The 17,987-nt window shown below is 72.5% G+C and carries 14 protein-coding genes; 3 read left to right on the forward strand and 11 right to left on the reverse strand.

Annotated features, from left to right (window positions below):
- Nucleotides 1–42 precede the first annotated feature (42 nt).
- The gene (locus tag ACFY9V_RS20395; protein ID WP_355346986.1) at nt 43–411 is read right to left on the reverse strand and encodes an STAS domain-containing protein; all 369 of its coding nucleotides are present in this window, start codon (nt 409–411) and stop codon (nt 43–45) included.
- A 229-nt stretch (nt 412–640) separates the two neighbouring features.
- On the opposite strand from ACFY9V_RS20395, the gene ACFY9V_RS20400 reads away from it, so the two are divergent.
- Nucleotides 641–1,492, forward strand: a complete 852-nt coding sequence (locus ACFY9V_RS20400; RefSeq protein ID WP_391162265.1) for a SigB/SigF/SigG family RNA polymerase sigma factor — start codon at nt 641–643, stop codon at nt 1,490–1,492.
- Between the two features lie 38 nt (nt 1,493–1,530).
- Here the strand turns inward: ACFY9V_RS20400 and hutI are convergent, their stop codons facing one another.
- The 4 genes from hutI to hutU all read right to left on the reverse strand — a co-directional run bounded on the left by hutI (nt 1,531) and on the right by hutU (nt 7,226).
- Nucleotides 1,531–2,745 (reverse strand): imidazolonepropionase, encoded by a 1,215-nt coding sequence (hutI, locus tag ACFY9V_RS20405; protein WP_391162266.1) that lies wholly within the window; start codon nt 2,743–2,745, stop codon nt 1,531–1,533.
- A 128-nt stretch (nt 2,746–2,873) separates the two neighbouring features.
- Entirely contained in the window at nt 2,874–4,214 is a 1,341-nt protein-coding gene (locus ACFY9V_RS20410) for a formimidoylglutamate deiminase (RefSeq protein WP_355346977.1), read from the reverse strand.
- Nucleotides 4,205–5,401 carry an allantoate amidohydrolase gene (locus ACFY9V_RS20415; protein WP_391162268.1) on the reverse strand — a complete coding sequence of 399 codons (1,197 nt, stop codon included), beginning with the start codon at nt 5,399–5,401 and terminating at the stop codon, nt 4,205–4,207. The genes ACFY9V_RS20410 and ACFY9V_RS20415 overlap by 10 nt, the downstream gene beginning before the upstream one ends.
- 157 nt (nt 5,402–5,558) lie before the next feature.
- Nucleotides 5,559–7,226 (reverse strand): urocanate hydratase, encoded by a 1,668-nt coding sequence (gene hutU / locus ACFY9V_RS20420; RefSeq protein ID WP_391051565.1) that lies wholly within the window; start codon nt 7,224–7,226, stop codon nt 5,559–5,561.
- 173 nt (nt 7,227–7,399) lie between these two features.
- Between hutU and ACFY9V_RS20425 the strand changes: the two genes are divergently transcribed.
- Entirely contained in the window at nt 7,400–8,725 is a 1,326-nt protein-coding gene (locus ACFY9V_RS20425; RefSeq protein WP_391162269.1) for a diaminopimelate decarboxylase, read from the forward strand.
- 136 nt (nt 8,726–8,861) lie between these two features.
- On the opposite strand, the gene ACFY9V_RS20430 is transcribed toward ACFY9V_RS20425, so the two are convergent.
- The 5 genes from ACFY9V_RS20430 to ACFY9V_RS20450 form a co-directional block, all read right to left on the reverse strand.
- The gene (locus tag ACFY9V_RS20430) at nt 8,862–9,455 is read right to left on the reverse strand and encodes a hypothetical protein (RefSeq protein WP_391162271.1); all 594 of its coding nucleotides are present in this window, start codon (nt 9,453–9,455) and stop codon (nt 8,862–8,864) included.
- Between the two features lie 280 nt (nt 9,456–9,735).
- Nucleotides 9,736–10,605, reverse strand: coding sequence for a MurR/RpiR family transcriptional regulator (locus ACFY9V_RS20435; RefSeq protein WP_391162556.1), 870 nt, complete (start codon nt 10,603–10,605; stop codon nt 9,736–9,738).
- Between the two features lie 129 nt (nt 10,606–10,734).
- A complete protein-coding gene (locus tag ACFY9V_RS20440) occupies nt 10,735–11,607 on the reverse strand; it encodes a hypothetical protein (RefSeq protein WP_391162273.1) in 873 nt (290 codons plus the stop codon).
- A gap of 255 nt (nt 11,608–11,862) precedes the next feature.
- Entirely contained in the window at nt 11,863–14,019 is a 2,157-nt protein-coding gene (locus ACFY9V_RS20445; protein ID WP_391162274.1) for an MMPL family transporter, read from the reverse strand.
- A 179-nt stretch (nt 14,020–14,198) separates the two neighbouring features.
- The gene (locus ACFY9V_RS20450; protein ID WP_391162275.1) at nt 14,199–15,551 is read right to left on the reverse strand and encodes an AMP-binding protein; all 1,353 of its coding nucleotides are present in this window, start codon (nt 15,549–15,551) and stop codon (nt 14,199–14,201) included.
- Nucleotides 15,552–15,641: 90 nt separating this feature from the next.
- Here ACFY9V_RS20450 and ACFY9V_RS20455 point away from each other — a divergent pair, with 90 nt between their 5' ends.
- Complete coding sequence (locus tag ACFY9V_RS20455) at nt 15,642–16,067, forward strand: hypothetical protein (RefSeq protein ID WP_355346956.1); 426 nt, start codon at nt 15,642–15,644, stop codon at nt 16,065–16,067.
- A gap of 380 nt (nt 16,068–16,447) precedes the next feature.
- On the opposite strand, the gene ACFY9V_RS20460 is transcribed toward ACFY9V_RS20455, so the two are convergent.
- Nucleotides 16,448–17,836, reverse strand: coding sequence for a cystathionine beta-synthase (locus ACFY9V_RS20460; protein ID WP_355346953.1), 1,389 nt, complete (start codon nt 17,834–17,836; stop codon nt 16,448–16,450).
- Nucleotides 17,837–17,987 lie beyond the last annotated feature (151 nt).

A 17,987-nucleotide genomic window follows, 5' to 3' on the forward strand; every position in this document is an offset into this window, starting at 1 on the left:
GGAAATCGCCACTCACGTCCCATGGCCCCCGTACGCACCCCGCTACTCCTGAAGCGCCTGGTCCAGCGTGGCGTGCACGGTGAAAACCGTGTCCGCCCCGGTGATCTCGAAAACGCGGGCGACCGTCGGCTGCATGGCGGCCAGATGGACGGCCCCCCCGGCGGCGTCCGCCCGCAGTCGCGCGCTCAGCAACACGTTCAGCCCCGTGGAGTCGCAGAACTCCAGGCCCGAGCAGTCGATCACCAGCCGGGTGGTGCCCGCGTCGAGAGCCGCGTCGAGCGGCTCGCTCAGCAGGTCAGCGGTGTGGTGGTCCAACTCGCCCGTGGGGGCGAAGACCGCGGATCGGCCGTGGTGTCCCACCTCGACACGCAGCCTTCCCAGGTCGGCCGTGCCGACCACATCGCGGTCCATGTGCGCTCCTCTGTGCGTCCGTGTTGACACGCCCCCCGACCCTACGCTTTTCGCAGATGGCGCGGTAGTCGGAGGTCGCGGGCCCGGCAGGAACGGTCCAGCGGACCGTACCTCACCCGTTCGAGGGAATTTGCGACCGGCCGGGGAATCGGGGTAGGGGTGGAGATACGGCACCGCTCCATCCATCGCCGCGAGTGGTCGCGAAAGGTCTCAAGAGAGGGAGGAGCACATGACACCCCGGCTGAGCCTGGATCATGCGCACGAGCAGCTCAAGGGCCTTGAGGGACTTCCCGAGATCCCGCCGTACGACCGTATAGGACCGGTCGACGCCCGCGCTCTGTCGAAGACGCTCTTCGCCCGCCTCCAGTCGCTGGAGGAGGGCACCACCGAGTACTCGTATGTCCGCAACACCCTGGTCGAACTCAATCTGGCGTTGGTGAAATTCGCCGCCTCGCGCTTCCGCACCCGCAGCGAGCCGATGGAGGACATCGTCCAGGTCGGCACGATCGGCCTGATCAAGGCGATCGACCGGTTCGAGCTGAGCCGCGGTGTGGAGTTCCCCACGTTCGCGATGCCGACGATCATCGGTGAGATCAAACGTTTCTTCCGTGACACGAGCTGGTCGGTGCGGGTGCCGCGGCGGCTCCAGGAGCTGCGGCTCGACCTCGCCAAGGCGGGCGACGAGCTGGCCCAGCAACTGGACCGCTCCCCGACCGTGCGGGAGCTGGCCGAGCGCCTCGGCCTGCCCGAGCACGAGATCGTCGAGGGCATGGCGGCGAGCAACGCGTACACCGCCAGTTCGCTGGACGCCCAGCCCGCGGAGGACGACCCGGAGGGCGCGCTGGCCGACCGGATCGGCTACGAGGACCACGACCTCGAGGGCATCGAGTACGTCGAGTCCCTCAAGCCGCTGATCGCCGGGCTCGCACCGCGCGACCGCACCATCTTGTCGCTGCGCTTCGTCGCCAATCTCACGCAGTCCGAGATCGGCGAGGAGCTGGGCATCTCGCAGATGCACGTGTCACGGCTGCTGTCGCGCACGCTGGCGCGGCTGCGCCGCGGACTGATGGTCGAGGACTAGCAGCCTCCCCAGGGCGCTCAGACGCGCTCCTCGGCGCTTCAGAGGCGCTTCCCGGCCTGCCACACCGCCGCCGTCAGGGGGACTCCCGGGCGGTAGGCGAGGTGGACGTGGCTGGGGGCGTCCAGCAGGTGCAGATCGGCGCGGGCGCCCGGCGCGACCGAGCCGACGTCCGTACGGCGCAGCGCGCGGGCGCCGCCGAGGGTGGCGGCCAGGACGGCCTCGTCGGGCGTCATGCCCATGTCGCGGACCGCGAGGGCCACGCAGAAGGCCATGGAGCTGGTGAAGGACGAGCCCGGGTTGCAGTCCGTGGACAGCGCCACCGTCGCGCCCGCGTCCAGCAGCCGCCGGGCGTCCGGGTAGACGGCCCGGGTGGAGAATTCGGCGCCGGGCAGCAGCGTCGCGACCGTACGCGGCGCGCTGGCGAGCGCGTCCACGTCGGCGTCCGTCAGATGCGTGCAGTGGTCGGCCGAGGCCGCGTCCAGCTCGACGGCGAGGCGCACGCCGGGGCCGTACGAGAGCTGGTTGGCGTGCACGCGCGGGATCAGTCCGCGGGCCGCGCCCGCGGTGAGGACCGCGCGGGCCTGGTCGCCGTCGAAGGCGCCCTCCTCGCAGAAGACGTCGATCCAGCGGGCGTGCGGCGCGCAGGCGTCCAGCATCTCGCCGGTCACCAGGGCGACGTACGCCGCCGGGTCGTCGGCGAACTCCGGGGCGACGACATGGGCGCCCAGGTACGTCACCTCGTCGGTGTGACCGGCCGCGATCCGCAGCGCGCGGGCCTCGTCGTGCGTGGTCAGGCCGTAGCCGGACTTGGTCTCCTGCGTCGTGGTGCCCTGCCGCAGCGCCTCCGCGAGGTAGCGGGCGACGTTCGCCGACAGTTCGTCGTCGGTGGCCGCGCGGGTGGCCGCGACCGTGGTGCGGATGCCGCCCGCGGAGTAGGGGCGGCCCGACATCCGGGCGTGGAATTCGGCGGTCCTGTCGCCCGCGAAGACCAGGTGCGCGTGGGAGTCCACGAAGCCGGGGAGCAGCGCCCGGCCCCCGGCGTCGTGGTGACTGTCAGTGGCGGGTGCTTTGCTGTGGGTACCGGTCCAGACGACGCGGTCGCCCTCGATGACGACGGCGGCGTCCTGGATCAGGCCGAGGGGGTTTTCCGGGGTGCGGAGGGAGGGATCGTTGGTGACCAGACTGCCGATGTTGGTGATGGCCGTGCTGTGCGCCGGGCCGCTCGGGGCGCTGGTCGCCGGGCTGCTGGTCATCGCGCGGGGGTTCTCCTTCGGACGCGGGCACGGGGGCGGGGGCGGGGTGCCGGGGCTCGGGGACGGGCTCGGGCTCGGTGGGCGCCCCGCGAGGGGGTTCGGATTCGGGCTCGGGTTCCGGCTCGGACTCAGCGGGTGGCCGCGATGGCCGCTGCCAGGGCGGCGGGCACGTCCTCGACGAGCTGATGCCGCCCGTCACGGACGATCTGCCGGCCGCCGACCACGGTGGACGTCACATCCGCGCCCGTGGCCGCGAATACGGCGGTCTCCGCGCCCAGCCGGGGCAGGGGTCCGGCGGTGCGGACGGAGTCCAGCGCGATCGTGGTGAAGTCCGCGGCGCAGCCCGGTTCCAGGCGGCCCGCGTCGGGTCGGCCGAGGCTCGCGTGACCGTCCTCGGTGGCGGCGCGCAGCAGTTGGGCCGCGGTCCAGTGGCCGCGGGCGCGGGTGCGCAGCCGTTCGTTCAGCTCCATGGCGCGCGCCTCCTCGAACAGGTCGATGACGGCGTGGCTGTCGCTGCCCAGGCTCAGCGGGCTGCCCGCCGCCTTGAGCCGGGGCGCCGGGCCGATGCCGTCGGCCAGGTCGCGTTCCGTCGTGGGGCACATGCAGACGGTGCTGCCCGCGCGCCCGATCAGGCCGATGTCCTCACCGGTGAGGTGCGTGGCGTGCACGGCGGTGGCGGTCGGCTTCCAGAAGCCGGAGTCCGCGAGCAGCCGGGCCGGGGTGCGGCCGTGCACCGCGACGCACGCCTCGTTCTCCGCGGGCTGCTCGGACAGGTGGATGTGCGTCGGCACGCCGTCGGTCCAGCGGGCGAAGGCCGTGTAGCCATCGCTCGCGGAGAAGGCCCGCACCGAGTGCAGCGCGGCGCCGATCGTCGCGTGGCCGCCGCCCTTGAGCTGCGACCAGCGCTCGTACCAGCGGTCGGCGGTGCCGTCGCCGAAGCGGGTCTGCGGTCCGGCCAGCGGCGCGTAGCCGTTCCGGTTCAGGCCGCCGTGCAGGTAGACGGTGTCGAGCAGCGTGATCCGGATCCCGGCCGCGCCCGCGGCGGCGATCAGGGCCTCGCCCATGGCGTTGGGATTGTCGTACGGGGTGCCGCCCGGCTGGTGGTGCAGGTAGTGGAATTCGCCGACCGCGGTGATCCCGGCCAGCGCCATCTCGGCGTAGACGGCGCGCGCGAGGTCGAAGTACGTGTCGGGGGTGAGCTTCTGCGCGACGCCGTACATGAACTCGCGCCAGGTCCAGAAGGTCCCGGAGCCGACTTGCACGGTGCCGCGCAGGGCCCGGTGGAAGGCGTGGCTGTGGGCGTTGGCCAGGCCGGGCAGGGTCAGGCCGCGCAGGACGGTCGCCCCGGCGGGCGGCGCGTCCACGCCTGTGCTGACCTCGGTGATGCGTTCGTCCGCGACTGTGAGCGCGACGCCCGGCTCGACATGGGTGCCGAGCCAGGCGTGCTCCAACCAGTACGTCACCTGCACGCGAGACCTTCCAGTACGTCGGCGAGTGCGGTCACACCGGCGACGCAGTCGTCCTCGGCCGCCGATTCGGCCGGGGAGTGCGAGACGCCGGTGGGGTTGCGTACGAACAGCATGGCGGTTGGGACGGTCGCGGACAGGATGCCCGCGTCGTGTCCCGCGCCGGTCGGAAGGACCGGTACGGGCGCGGCGCCGCCGAGCAGCGCGGTGAGGCGGTCGCGCAGGTCGTGGGCGAATTCCACCACCGGGGTGAAGGATTCGCGGACGACCCGCACGTCCACGCCGTCGCGGGCGCCGCGCTCGGTCGCGGCCTGCTCGATGGCGGTGACGACCTCGGCGAGGGTGGCCTCGTCCGCGGCGCGCGAGTCGAGCCAGCCCCGAACGAGTGAGGCGATGGCGTTGACGCCGTTGGGTTCCACGCTGACCTTGCCGAAGGTCGCGAGGGCGCCCGCGAGGCGGGCCTTCTTGCGGGCGGCCAGCACCGTGTTGGCGTAGGTCAGCATCGGGTCGCGGCGGTCCTCCAGGCGGGTGGTGCCCGCGTGGTTGGCCTCGCCGGTGAAGTCGAACCGCCAGCGGCCGTGCGGCCAGATCGCCGAGGCGACGCCGACCGCGTCGCCCGACAGGTCCAGGGCGCGGCCCTGTTCGATGTGGAGTTCCACGAAGGCGCCGATCCGGCCGAGGCGTTCGGGGTCGGGGCCGATCGCCTCCGGGTCCTGGCCCGCCGCTTCCATGGCCTGGGCGAGGCTCACGCCGTCCGCGTCGCGCAGTTCCCTGGCGCGCTCCGGGGTCAACTGGCCCGCGCTCAGCCGGGAACCGGCGCAGGCGACGCCGAAGCGGGCGCCTTCCTCGTCGGTGAAGTTGACCAGGGCCAGGGGGCGGGTGGGGGTCGCGCCGCGGGCGCGGAGTTCGTCGAGGGCGGCGAAGGAGGAGATGACGCCGAGGGGGCCGTCGAAGGGGCCGCCGTCGGGGACGGAGTCCAGGTGGGAGCCGGTGACGACGGCGTCGCCCGCCGTCGGGTCGCCCTGCCAGGCCCACTGGTTGCCGTTGCGGTCGACCTCGTAGGTCAGGGCGCGGGACTCCGCTTGGGCGCGGAACCAGGCGCGGCAGTCGGTGTCCGCCGGGGTCCAGGCGTAGCGGCGGTAGCCGCCGGTTCCGGTGTCCCGGCCGACCGGGAGGAGGTCGCGCCACATCGCGTGGAAGGACGCGCCCGCGGCGGGCTGTTTCGCCCCTGAGCCGTTCTCCCCTGGCCCGTTCTCCCCTGGCCCGCCCCTTCCCGGAACGGGGGGCTCGGCCCCTGGACCCCGCTCATCGAACGCCGGAGGGGGTGAATTGTGTGGGGGCGCGAAGTCATTCACCGGAGGTGCCCTCCCGCATCGGGACGCGCACGCCGCGCTCGGCGGCCACCTCGTCGGCGCGGTCGTAGCCCGCGTCGACGTGGCGGATGACGCCCATGCCGGGGTCGTTGGTGAGGACGCGGCGGATCTTCTCGGCGGCGAGGGGGGTGCCGTCGGCGACGGTGACCTGGCCGGCGTGGATGCTGCGGCCGATGCCGACGCCGCCGCCGTGGTGGATGGAGACCCAGGAGGCGCCGGAGGCGACGTTGACCATGGCGTTGAGCAGCGGCCAGTCGGCGATGGCGTCGGAGCCGTCGAGCATGGCCTCGGTCTCGCGGTAGGGGGAGGCGACGGAACCGGCGTCGAGGTGGTCGCGGCCGATGACGACGGGCGCGGCGAGGGTGCCGTCGGCGACCATCTCGTTGAAGCGCTCGCCCGCGCGGTCGCGTTCGCCGTAGCCGAGCCAGCAGATGCGGGCGGGCAGGCCCTGGAACTGGACGCGTTCGCCCGCGAGGCGGATCCAGCGGGCCAGCGACTCGTTCTCGGGGAAGAGTTCGAGGATGGCCTTGTCGGTCTTGTGGATGTCGGACGCCTCGCCGGACAGCGCGGCCCAGCGGAAGGGGCCCTTGCCCTCGCAGAACAGCGGCCTGATGTAGGCGGGGACGAAGCCGGGGAAGGCGAAGGCCCGCTCGTATCCGGCGAGTTGGGCCTCGCCGCGGATGGAGTTGCCGTAGTCGAAGACCTCGGCGCCCGCGTCCTGGAAGCCGACCATGGCCTCGACGTGCGTGGCCATGGACTCGCGGGCCCGCTGGGTGAACTCGGCGGGCTTCTCGGCCGCGTAGGCGGCCATGTCGGAGAAGTCGATGCCGAGCGGGAGGTACGCGAGCGGGTCGTGGGCGGAGGTCTGGTCGGTGACGATGTCGACGGGGGCGCCCATGGCGAGCAGTTGGGGCACCAGTTCGGCGGCATTGCCGAGGACGCCGATGGACAGCGGGCGGCGGGCGTCGCGGGCCTCGGTGGCCAGCCGCAGCGCGTGCTCCAGCGAGTCGGCCTTCACGTCGAGGTAGCGGTGCTCGATACGGCGCTCGATGGCGCGCGGATCGACGTCGATGCAGAGCACGACGCCGCCGTTCATGGTGACGGCCAGCGGCTGGGCGCCGCCCATGCCGCCGAGTCCGGCGGTGAGGGTGATGGTCCCGGCGAGCGAGCCGCCGAAGCGCTTGGCGGCGACGGCGGCGAAGGTCTCGTAGGTGCCCTGGAGGATGCCCTGGGTGCCGATGTAGATCCACGAGCCGGCGGTCATCTGGCCGTACATGGTCAGGCCCAGGGCTTCGAGGCGGCGGAATTCCTCCCAGTTCGCCCAGTCGCCGACGAGGTTGGAGTTGGCGATGAGGACGCGCGGCGCCCACTCGTGGGTCTGCATGACGCCGACCGGGCGGCCGGACTGGACGAGCATCGTCTCGTCCTGCTTGAGGCCGCGCAGGGTGCGGACCATGGCGTCGAAGGAGTTCCAGTCGCGGGCGGCCTTGCCGGTGCCGCCGTAGACGACGAGTTTGTCGGGGTGCTCGGCGACCTCCGGGTCGAGGTTGTTCTGCAACATGCGCAGCGCGGCTTCCTGCTGCCAGCCCAGCGCGCTCAGTTCCGTACCGCGCGGTGCGCGTACCGGCCTCGGTCCCGTCATCGGTGCGGCCTCCTCGTCGTCGGCGCACCCGGTGTGGGTGCATCCATTCACATCCTGACTAGCTGAATAGCTCTAGTCAACAAGGTGCGGTCGCGCGGCCCCGGTGAGATCGGCGCGACCACTCCTTGAGCCGGGTTGGCGGGCGCGGGCGGGGAGGTGGTGGGATGGATGTCATGACGGATGAACTGGGAATACGGCGGGGGCACGCGCTGCGTGCCGCGGTGGAGCAGGGACTGGTCGGCGAGGCGGAGCCGGTCGTCGGCCTGCTGGACGTCACCGGCATCGAACGCTCGGCGACGGCGCTGCACGCCGCCTTCGCGACGCCGGGCGTGGCCGTCACCCACACCTTCGCCGTCAAGGCCGCCTCTCTCGTCCCGGTGCTCGCGCTGCTCGGCGAGTGCGGGCTCGGCGCGGAGGTCGCCAGCCCCGGCGAGCTGGCGCTGGCGCGCGCCGCGGGCATCCCGGCCGACCGGACCGTGCTGGACTCCCCCGCCAAGACCGTGGCGGAGCTGCGCGAGGCGCTGGAGCTGGGCATCGCCGTCAACGCGGACAATCCGCAGGAGCTGGCCAGAATCGACGCGCTGCGCCTGGCCGGGGCGGAGTCGGCCTCCCCCGTCGGGCTGCGGGTCAACCCGCAGGTGGGCGGCGGCACGATCGGCGCGATGAGCACCGCGACGGCCACCTCGAAGTTCGGCGTGGCGCTGCGCGACCCGGGCGCGGAGGAGTGGGTGCTGCGCGCGTACGCCGAGCGCCCCTGGCTCAACCGGCTGCACACCCACACCGGTTCGCAGGGTGTGCCGCTCGAACTGATGGCGGCGGGCGTGCGGGCGGTGTACGAGCTGGCCGAGCGGGTCAACGCGGCGGCCGGGCGGCAGCAGGTCAGCGTGCTCGACATCGGCGGCGGCCTGCCGGTGAACTTCCGCTCCGACGACGTCGCGCCGTCCTTCGCGGACTACGCGCGCGTGCTGCGCGCCGAGGTGCCCGGCCTCTTCGACGGGCGCTACGGCATCGTCACCGAGTTCGGGCGCTCGCTGCTGGCCAAGAACGGCACGGTGCTGGCGCGGGTGGAGTACGCCAAGTCCGCGGGCGGGCGGCCGATCGCGGTGACGCACGCGGGCGCGCAGGTGGCCACCCGTACCGTCTTCGTCCCCGAGGCGTGGCCGATACGGGTGCTGGCGCTGGACGGGAAGGGCCGCGAGAAGGACGGCGAGCCGGTCGTGCAGGACGTGGCGGGGCCGTGCTGCTTCGCGGGCGACCTGGTCGCGCAGGGCCGGGCGCTGCCGCTGCTGGACGCGGGTGATTTTGTCGCGCTGCTCGACACCGGCGCGTACTACTTCTCGAACCACTTCGCGTACAACTCGCTGCCCCGGCCCGCCGTCCACGGCTACACCGCGGACAGCACGGGCTCGGTCACCTTCGCCCGGGTCAGGACCGCCCAGACCCTGGACGACCTGGTCGCGGAGAGCGGCGGCGCCCTGCCGCCCCTGCGCCGGGGCTGACGGCGACGACCGGGCGGTCGCCTTCACTTAGCGCAGGGGCAGCCCGGTGCCGGGCCGACCGCCGTCACCCGGCGGTCACCATCCCTCAGGTCAGGACCGTCCGGCGGCAGCCACCCGGCGGTCACCATCCCTCAGGTCAGGACCGCCCGGCGCGCGGACGGGCCGGGCGCGCGGAGCGGCGCGGCGCCGGGGCCGCGACGGGGTTGGCGGCGGTCACCGGGCCGCGGCGGCGACCGCCGCCGGGGGCCGCGTCGCCCGCGGCGATCCCGGTGAGCTGGTAGGCGGCGCCGTCGCCGTCCGGACGGACCCACAGCAGGGCGTCCTGGGAGCGCTCGATCCGGCCGATCCTGCGGGACTTGGCCCACAGCCCGGCGCCGATGCCGCCGAGCAGCATGCCGCCCGCGCAGGGGAGCGCGAGCGACGAGGCCGCGGCCACCACGAAGGCGGCGAGCAGCCACCACCTGCGGCGGCGCAGCCAGGCGCGGGCGGTGACCCTGCGGTCCTGGAGGAAGACGCTCTTCGCCGCCTTGGTCGCGGCGCTCGCCCGCTCGGCGTACCGGCCGCCGCGTACCGCGTAGGCGGTCACCGCGGCGACGATGAACGCCACCGCGCCCGCCATGACGCCGATCCGGCGTCCCGTCGGGCTGAAGGTCACCGCCGTGCCCGGCACGGCCGCGATCACCCCCGCCCACCACAGCCAGCACGCCGCCGCGCGCACCGTCACTGCCACCCGTGCCAATGTGTAGGCCCCGCGCACCACGTCGCGCCTCCTCCTTCGCTGCCGTCCTTCGCCACGGCATCACCCAGCAAGTGGTGGGGAGGGTACTCAGTGTTTCTCAGATTTTCGTTAAGAAGTGCGGCTTCCGGCCCGGAATCATGCGGATTCGCCGCGGGCGGGGCGGCGCGGGACCCATGAGACCGGCACCGGGCCCTGAGAACGGCGCCGGACCCATGAGACCGGCGCCGGGCCCTGAAAACGGCGCCAGGCCATCACAACGGCGCCCGAGGCGCTACTCGGTGAAGACGCCCCGCGCCGCCGCCCGGGCGTCGAATTCCTCCAGGCGCGCCTGGGCGTCGGGGAGGGCGTCGCACATGGACTCCAGGAGGACGCGGCCGAGGAGCATGGGGGCGCAGGCGGTGTCGAAGGCGAGGCCGGTGCCGACGGCGGCGGGGAGGAGGAGGTCGGTGTGGGCGGCGACGGGGGCGAAGGCGCTGTCGGCGACGGTGACGACGGTCAGGCCGGCCGCGCGGGCGTGGGCGAGGGCGTCGACGACCTCGCGGGGGTGGCGGGGCAGCGCGAAGCACAGGAGGGCGGCGGCTCCGGCGCGCACGGCCGCGTCGAGCCGGTCGGCGAGCATCGTGCCGCCCTCGTCGAGGAGCCGCACGTCGGGGTGGACCTTGGCGGCGAAGTACGCGAAGCCGCGGGCCTGGGCGCCGGCCGCGCGCAGGCCGAGGACCGGGAGCGGCCGGGACGCGGCGAGTACGGCGCCCGCGCGGGTGGCGGGCCCGGTGTCGCCGAGCAGTTCCGCGAGGTGCCGCAGATTCTCGATCTCGGCGTGCACGGCCTGCTGGTACTCGTTGTACGCGGCCGTCTCCGGCTCCGCGGGCGCGGGCGCGACCTCGCGCAGGTGGCGCCGGAGCGCCGGGTAGCCGTCGAAGCCGAGGGCGACGGCGAAACGGGTGACCGACGGCTGGCTGACGCCCGCCAGTTCCGCCACCTCCACGCTGGACAGGTACGGCGCCTGCGCGGCCTTACGCACCAGGCAGTGCGCGATCCGCCGCTGGGTGGGCGTGAGGCGGTGCGCCTCGAAGAGTTTCAGCAGCCGGGCCGAGGCGCCGCCCGCCGCGTCCCGCGCCGCCGCATCGCCGCCCGTCACCACGTCGCTCCCCGTCACCGCACCGGCCCTTCGCCGTCCCCGACCTTCGCCGCCCAGCCCATCGTGACCCCGTCCACCGGCTCTTATTCACTGGGACAAGACTCTGCATGACGATATGCAGTCCGGGCAAGGCTACGGTGCCTGGGCGCCCGGCAGGTCGCGGTTCTCCTCGACCCGGAGGGGGCGCTCCTCGGTTCGGTGCGGGCGCTCTTCGGCCCGGAGGGGGTGCTCCTCGACCCGGCGGGAGTGCTCCTCGGCGACGGAGCTGCGGATCACGCGCGAGGCCGACAGCGCGTGGCGGCGGTGGACGACGGCCAGGACGATCGCGGTGGCGATGGCGATCAGGTGCTCGCGGCCCGCCAGATTCGGCTTGATGACGGATTCCATGACCATGGAGCCGCCGGTGAAGAAGAAGACGATGGGCGCGCGCTGCGTGATCGACAGATACGTGAAGAGCCCGACGACGGCGGCCGACGGCCCGGTGTCGAGGATCGCCCCGGCGTCGGGCGGCAGCCCGAGCCCCCACCAGCCGGTGCCCATCGCGATCATGGCGCGCGCCATCAGGGTGCCGACCAGCGTCGTGGTGTACGCGATCACCAGCGTCCTGGCCCGCCCGAGTACCAGCTCGGCGAGCGCGAAGGCGAGGAAGAGCTGCGTCATGCCCGCCCACACGGGCAGGTCGAGCGCGGGGACGTACAGCGAGACCGGTGTCCGCAACAGGGCCAGCGGCAACGGCAGATCGGCGTAGACACCGCCGACCACGCGCACCACGGTCGCGCCCGCCCTGCTCTGCGCTATCCCGTGGAAGAAGATCACCCCGAGCCCGGCGAGGAACGCCAGGGACAGCCCGGGCAGCCCGCGGCGCAGCAGCTCACGCACCGGCGCGACGACGATCCCCTGCCACTCGCCGCGCACGGTCCGCCAGATCAGCCGCAGGGCTCCCCGCAGCGCCGTCCCCACCCGCTCCGCGGCGCCCCGACTCCCCTCGCGGACCTTGCCCGGCACCCGACACCGCCCCCTCTCCCGCTCCCAAACTCCGCCCACAAGCGTATAGACGCGTCTATCCGCCGGACATCCGCCCCATGCGGACCATGACGTAGGACGCCGTCAGGGTTTGCGAGGTTTACCCACCCGCGTCCTCGACCGGCACGGCGAAGGGGCCGGGCAGGCGGTGAACACCTGCCCGGCCCCTTCAGAAGCCGGAGCGAGTCGGACATAAAGGACGAACAGTGCGGACCGAGCGGACCGCACCGCGCGGGGTCAGCGGTGGCCGGACTCGTCCAGTTCGCGCTCGGGAGCGGGACCGCCGGGTGCGGCCGCGCGGGTGCGGTCGGCGTGGCCGGGCCACCAGGCCGCGTGCCCCATCAGGGCGGTGAGGCTGGGAGTGAAGAACATGGCCATGACGAAGGCGGCGACGATGATGCCGAAGGCGACGGCGAAGCCCATCTGGGTCAGGAAGGCGTTGCCGGAGAGCATCAGGGTCGCGAAGGTCGCGGCCAGGATGAATCCCGCGGCGCCGATCGTCGGACCCGCGTGCCGCAGCGCCATGCTGGCGGCCTCGCGTGGCTCGCGGCCTTCCTGCGCCTCCTCCCGCAACCGGGCGATCATGAGGATGTTGTAGTCGGTGCCGATGGCGACGACGAACAGATACATGATGATCGGCAGCAGGAAGATCAGCCCGTCGCCGCGGCCGAAGATGAGCACGGTCGCGCCGAGGGTGGCGCCGAAGCCGAGGGCGACGGACGCGATGAGGTACCAGGGCGCCACGACGCTGCGCAGCAGCAGTCCCAGGATGATCATGATGAGGATCGCGGCGACCGGGAAGACCGTCTTGTAGTCGTGGTTCACCGCCGCGTTGATGTCCTTGAAGATCGAGGACGAGCCGCCGACGAGGGCCTCGGTGCCGGGCGGGGCGTTGTCGTGCGCGACCGTGCGCACATCACCCACCGCGGCGATCGCCTTGTCGCTGGCCGACTCGTACTTCAGGGTCACCGTGAAGTTCGCGGTGGTGCCGTCCTTGTTGAGGTCGTTCTTCTGGTCGAAGGAGACGTCCGCGACGCCGTCGACCTTCTTCAGCTTGTCGGCGTACGCGGTGTAGTCGACCGAGCCCAGCGGCTTGTTCGAGGTGCTGGTGAGGAAGACCGAGGTCGGCTCCGCCGCACCGGCCGAGTACGCCTTCTGGAGGGTGTCCTGGACGACCATCGACTCCTTGGTCTTCGGGATCGACCCGGACGCCAGGTCGTAGGACGCCTTGTAGCCGAGGGTGCCGAGCGCGAGCAGCAGCATGACGAGACCGGAGACGATCGCCACCATGCCGGACCTGCGGCCGACGACCCGGCCGATGGCCGCGAAGCGCGCGTCGGAGGGCTCCTGCTGCCACTTCTTGCCGGGCCAGAACAGGGCGCGCGGCGGGATCAGCGAGCAGATCGCGGGGAAGAGCGTGAGGCCCGCGATCAGGGTGACGGCGACCAGGATGGCCAGCGCCGGGCCGAGCTGGGTGAGGAAGCCCAGGGTGGACAGCGCCAGCGCCAGGAAGGAGATGATGACCGCGCCCGCCGCCGAGGCGATGGCCTCGCCGACGCGGGTGACGCTGTTGATCATCGCTTCCTTGGGTTCGTCACCCGCCCGCAGCCGTTCTCGGTAGCGGAACATCAGGAAGAGGAAGTAGTCGGTGCCGACGCCGAGGACGACCACGATCAGCAGCGCCGAGATGGAGCTGTTGGCCTGGAGTCCGAAGATCTTGGTGGCGTCCGCGATCAGCGCGTTGGCGACGGTGAAGACGACGCCGGTCAGGATGACCAGCGGCATGATCGCGATGAGCGGCGATCTGAAGATGATCGCCAGCGTGATGATGATGATCAGCAGGGAGCCGACGAGCGCCACGGCGTCCGACGTCTTGCCCGCGTCCTGCTGGTCGAGGGCCTGGGCCGCCTGCCCGCCGACCTGCACCTTCAGATCGGTGCCCTTGGCGAGCGCCGTGGAGTCGTCACGCAGCGCCTTGGCCGCGTCGGCCTGCTTGGGCTGACCGGCCGTCTCCTTGTTCATCTGGACCAGCGCGGTCTGGTACTTGCCGTCCTTGGACGCGCTGCCCTCGACGACCTTCTGGACCTGGTCGATCTTCTTCTTGCCCAGCTCGTCGGTGATCTTGGTGATCTCCGACTTGTCGGCGTCGGTCAGCGCCGCGCCGTCCGTGCGCTGGTAGAGGACGATCGCGGCCGGGGTGAAGGCGGCGGGGAACGCCTTCTCCTGGACGTCCATCGCCTTGATCGACTCGTAACTGCTGGGCAGGAAGCTGCTCTCGTCGCTGTTGGACGGGAGACTCGGTGCGGTGGCGATGATCGCGACGGCGGCGATCAGCCACGCGACGATCGTCCATACGGGATGGCGGACGACGGTGCGTCCGATGCGGTGGAACATGCGGTGCTGCCTCCATGGCAGGGCGTATCACCGCCACCCTTTGGAGCGGGGCCCGGGTATCGGCGACCCGGGCGGCGTGTACCGGCCGCCCGGTGGTGTGCAAGGGGGTGGACTTATAGGCCAGGAGCCTACTTGCCGCCCGGCAAGCGGCAACTCCGACCCCCGTATCCCTACCTTTTTCATACGGGCGGCAGCAACTTCTTTTGCGGCTTCCCCATCGCGTTGCGCGGCAGTTCAGGCAGGAAACGGACCATTCTGGGCCGCTTGTGGACCGACAGCCGGGTGGCCACGTAGTCCGTCAGTTCGGCCGCCGTCACCCCGTCCGCGACGACGTACGCGACGATCTGCTGGCCGAGGTCCGCGTGCGGCGCGCCGACGACGGCGGCCTCCCGTACCGCCGGGTGGTCGAGCAGCGCGTTCTCCACCTCGCCCGCGCCGATCCGGTAACCGCCGGATTTGATCAGGTCGGTGGAGGCCCGGCCGACGATCCGGTGCGTGCCGTCCTCGTCCACGCTCGCGATGTCGCCGGTACGGAACCAGCCGTCGGCGGTGTACGAGGCCGCCGTCGCCTCGGGCCGCCCGAGGTAGCCGTCGAAGAGGGTGGGCCCGGTGAGCTGCAACTCGCCGACACCGTCGGCGGATTCGGCGATCCGGGTACGGATGCCGGGCAGCGGGGTGCCGACCGCGCCGGGGCGCCGCTCCCCCGCGGCCCGCGCGCTCAGGGTGATCAGCGTCTCGGTCATGCCGTACCGCTCCACCGGGGCCTGGCCGGTGAGCGCCAGCAGGTCGCGGAAGACGGGCGCGGGCAGCGGCGCGCTGCCGGAGACCAGCAGCCGCGCCCCGGACAGCGCGCGGGCGGCGGCCTCGTCCCGCACCACCCGGTGCCAGACCGTCGGCACGCCGAAGTAGAGGCTGCCGCCCGCCGCCGCGTACGCCTGCGGGGTCGGCCGTCCGGTGTGCACCAGGCGGCTGCCGGTGCGCAGCGCGCCGAGCACGCCGAGGACCAGGCCGTGCACATGGAAGAGCGGCAGGCCGTGCACCAGGGTGTCGTCGGCGGTCCACTGCCAGGCGGCGGCCAGCGCGTCCAGGTCGGCGGCGACGGCGGCCCGTGAGATCAGTACGCCCTTGGGCGGGCCCGTGGTGCCGGAGGTGTAGAGGATCAGGGCCGGGCCCGGCGCGGGCGTCCCGGTGAAGTCGGCGCGCTCGGCGAAGTCCACCGGCAGCGTCCGGGCGCCGGAGTCGCGCAGGACGTGCTCGCGCTCGGCCGGGCCCGCGTCCGGCGCGAGCGGCACCACCGGCACCCCGGCGAGCAGCCCGCCGACCACGGCCGCCACCGTCTCCAGCGACGCCGTCGCCTCCACGACGAAGGCCCCGGTCCCGGCCGCCCGCCGCGCGACCGCGCCCGCGGCGCCCAGCAGTTCCTGGTACGAACAGGACCGGCCGTCCACGGTCAGCGCGTCCGCCCGGTCCCGGCCCTCGTACAGCGCCGTGAGCAGGGGGACGGCGGGCGGCTGCGACACGGGGGAAGGCATACGGGAATCTCCTCGCGGACGGCTGACCCCCGGCGCATTCGGGGGCTAACCCCAGTGTCGCCCACCCCCCGCTGTCCGTACGGTGTCCGCATGGACGCCCGCGACCCGGAACTCAACAAGGAACTCTCCGCCACCTTGCAGGCACGCAAGGATCTCGGAGCGGAGTACGAGTCGGAGCTGGTCGACTCGTTCATGGAGAAGGTGACAGAGCGCGTCGACAGCCGCGTGGAGCAGCGCGTACGGCGTGAGCTGGCGCAGCAGCAGACGTCGTACGCCCGCGCCGACCGCCGCCCGATCGGGCCCCCGCAGCCCAGCGCGCGCTTCGCCCGCTACGGCTTCGCCGGGTTCACGATGATCGCCGCCATCCCGCTGTCCGCGATCGGCGCGGTCAACGCCGGTACGGCGGGCCTGTTCATCACCTGGGCGGGCATCGTGGGCGTGAACGTCGCCCAGGGCCTGAGCAGCTTCCTGGTCCCGCGCTCGAAGCGCGACGACGACAAGGACGATTGGGCCTAGCCGGCCGGGCCCCGCGCCGAAGAACCCGCACCCGTACGGTGCGCCCTCGCGATCGGGCCGGCGAAAGAGTTAGCGCGGGAACCGCCGCACCCCCGGAACAAGGCCGGAGGGCGGGACGACGGCGGTTCCCGCGGTGGACGCGGGCTGGGTCAGGGCCGAGCACTCGCGTCCAAGGGTCACCATGGAGTCCGGGAGCCGCTCCGGAAGTCCTTGGCGCCACATTCAGTTGTGCCGACCGGCCGGTGTCCCGTGCCTTTCGACATCCCCTAATGTGCCGGACGCTTGTTAAGCCCGTGCTGCGCGGACGTGTCGCGGGTGTACCAGTTCCGCGAATCCCCGCCCGCGCCGCGGACACCCGCCGCACACGGCCCCCCGGCGGCTCAGACGCCGCTGTGCCCGGCCAGGAAGGTGAGCAGGTCCTGCCTGCTCACGACGCCGGTCGGCTTGCCCTCCACCAGCACGATCGCGGCGTCGGCGCTCTCCAGCACCGTCATCAGATCGGCGACCGGCTCGCCCGAGCCGACCTGCGGCAGCGGCGCGGACAGGTGCTTGTCCAGCGGGTCCTCCAGCGTGGCGCGCTTGGTGAACAGCGCGTGCAGCAGGTCGCGTTCCACGACGGAGCCGATCACCTCGGCGGCCATCACGTCCGGGTGCCCGGCGCCGGGCTTGACGACGGGCATCTGCGAGACGCCGTACTCGCGCAGCACCTCGATGGCCTGGCCGACCGTCTCGTCCGGGTGCATGTGGACGAGCTGCGGCAGCCCGCCGTCCTTGTGGGCGAGGACGTCGGCGATCCGCTGGTTGCCGCCGCTCTCGTCGAGGAAGCCGTGCGAGCTCATCCACTCGTCGCTGAAGATCTTGGAGAGGTAGCCGCGCCCGCTGTCCGGCAGCAGGACGACGACCACGTCGTCGGGGCCGAGCCGCTTGGCGACCTCCAGCGCGGCGACGACCGCCATCCCGCAGGAGCCGCCGACCAGCAGGCCCTCCTCCTTGGCCAGGCGGCGCGTCATCTGGAAGGAGTCCTTGTCGGAGACGGCGACGATCTCGTCGGCCACCTCACGGTCGTACGCGGTCGGCCAGAAGTCCTCGCCGACGCCCTCGACCAGGTAGGGCCGCCCGGAGCCGCCGCTGTAGACCGACCCCTCGGGGTCGGCGCCGACCACCTGGACGCGGCCTTCGCTGGCGTCCTTCAGATAGCGCCCGGTGCCGGAGATGGTGCCGCCGGTGCCGACGCCCGCGACGAAGTGGGTGATCCGCCCCTCGGTCTGCTCCCACAGCTCGGGGCCGGTGGAGTGGTAGTGCGACAGCGGGTTGTTCGGGTTGCTGTACTGGTCCGGCTTCCACGCGTTGGGCGTCTCGCGGACCAGCCGGTCGGACACGTTGTAGTACGAGTCCGGGTGGCTGGGGTCGACGGCCGTCGGGCAGACGACGACCTCGGCGCCGTACGCCCGCATGACGTTGATCTTGTCGGTGGAGACCTTGTCGGGGCAGACGAAGACGCAGTGGTAGCCCTTCTGCTGCGCGACGATGGCCAGGCCCACGCCGGTGTTGCCCGAGGTGGGCTCCACGATGGTGCCGCCGGGCTTGAGATCGCCGCTGCGTTCCGCGGCCTCGATCATGCGCAGCGCGATGCGGTCCTTCACCGAACCGCCGGGGTTGAAGTATTCGACCTTGGCCAGGACGGTCGCCTGGATCCCCTCGGTCACGCTGTTGAGCCTCACCAGCGGGGTATTGCCCACGAGGCTGATCATCGAGTCGTGAAACTGCACCGTATGTCTCCGGGTTCTCCGTGATGGTGGGGCCAAGCCTAGGGCGTGTCCGCAAGGTCTCGTCTGGCTGGCGGTACCCGGCGGGCAGGTCCAGGACGGGGGAAGCGAACCGCGGGCGAAACGTGGACGACGCGGACAGCGTTGACGTTGC

The sequence above is a fragment of the Streptomyces sp. NPDC008317 genome, from assembly GCF_042955955.1.
GTDB lineage: Bacteria > Actinomycetota > Actinomycetes > Streptomycetales > Streptomycetaceae > Actinacidiphila.

Excerpts from the sequence above, each read along its gene's own strand:
- ACFY9V_RS20395 (WP_355346986.1), bottom strand. The coding sequence starts at position 411 with ATGGACCGCGATGTGGTCGGCACGGCCGACCTGGGAAGGCTGCGTGTC.
- ACFY9V_RS20400 (WP_391162265.1), top strand. The coding sequence starts at position 641 with ATGACACCCCGGCTGAGCCTGGATCATGCGCACGAGCAGCTCAAGGGC.
- hutI (WP_391162266.1), bottom strand. The coding sequence starts at position 2,745 with ATGACCAGCAGCCCGGCGACCAGCGCCCCGAGCGGCCCGGCGCACAGC.
- ACFY9V_RS20415 (WP_391162268.1), bottom strand. The coding sequence starts at position 5,401 with ATGTGGCGCGACCTCCTCCCGGTCGGCCGGGACACCGGAACCGGCGGC.
- hutU (WP_391051565.1), bottom strand. The coding sequence starts at position 7,226 with ATGACGGGACCGAGGCCGGTACGCGCACCGCGCGGTACGGAACTGAGC.
- ACFY9V_RS20425 (WP_391162269.1), top strand. The coding sequence starts at position 7,400 with ATGACGGATGAACTGGGAATACGGCGGGGGCACGCGCTGCGTGCCGCG.
- ACFY9V_RS20445 (WP_391162274.1), bottom strand. The coding sequence starts at position 14,019 with ATGTTCCACCGCATCGGACGCACCGTCGTCCGCCATCCCGTATGGACG.
- ACFY9V_RS20450 (WP_391162275.1), bottom strand. The coding sequence starts at position 15,551 with ATGCCTTCCCCCGTGTCGCAGCCGCCCGCCGTCCCCCTGCTCACGGCG.
- ACFY9V_RS20455 (WP_355346956.1), top strand. The coding sequence starts at position 15,642 with ATGGACGCCCGCGACCCGGAACTCAACAAGGAACTCTCCGCCACCTTG.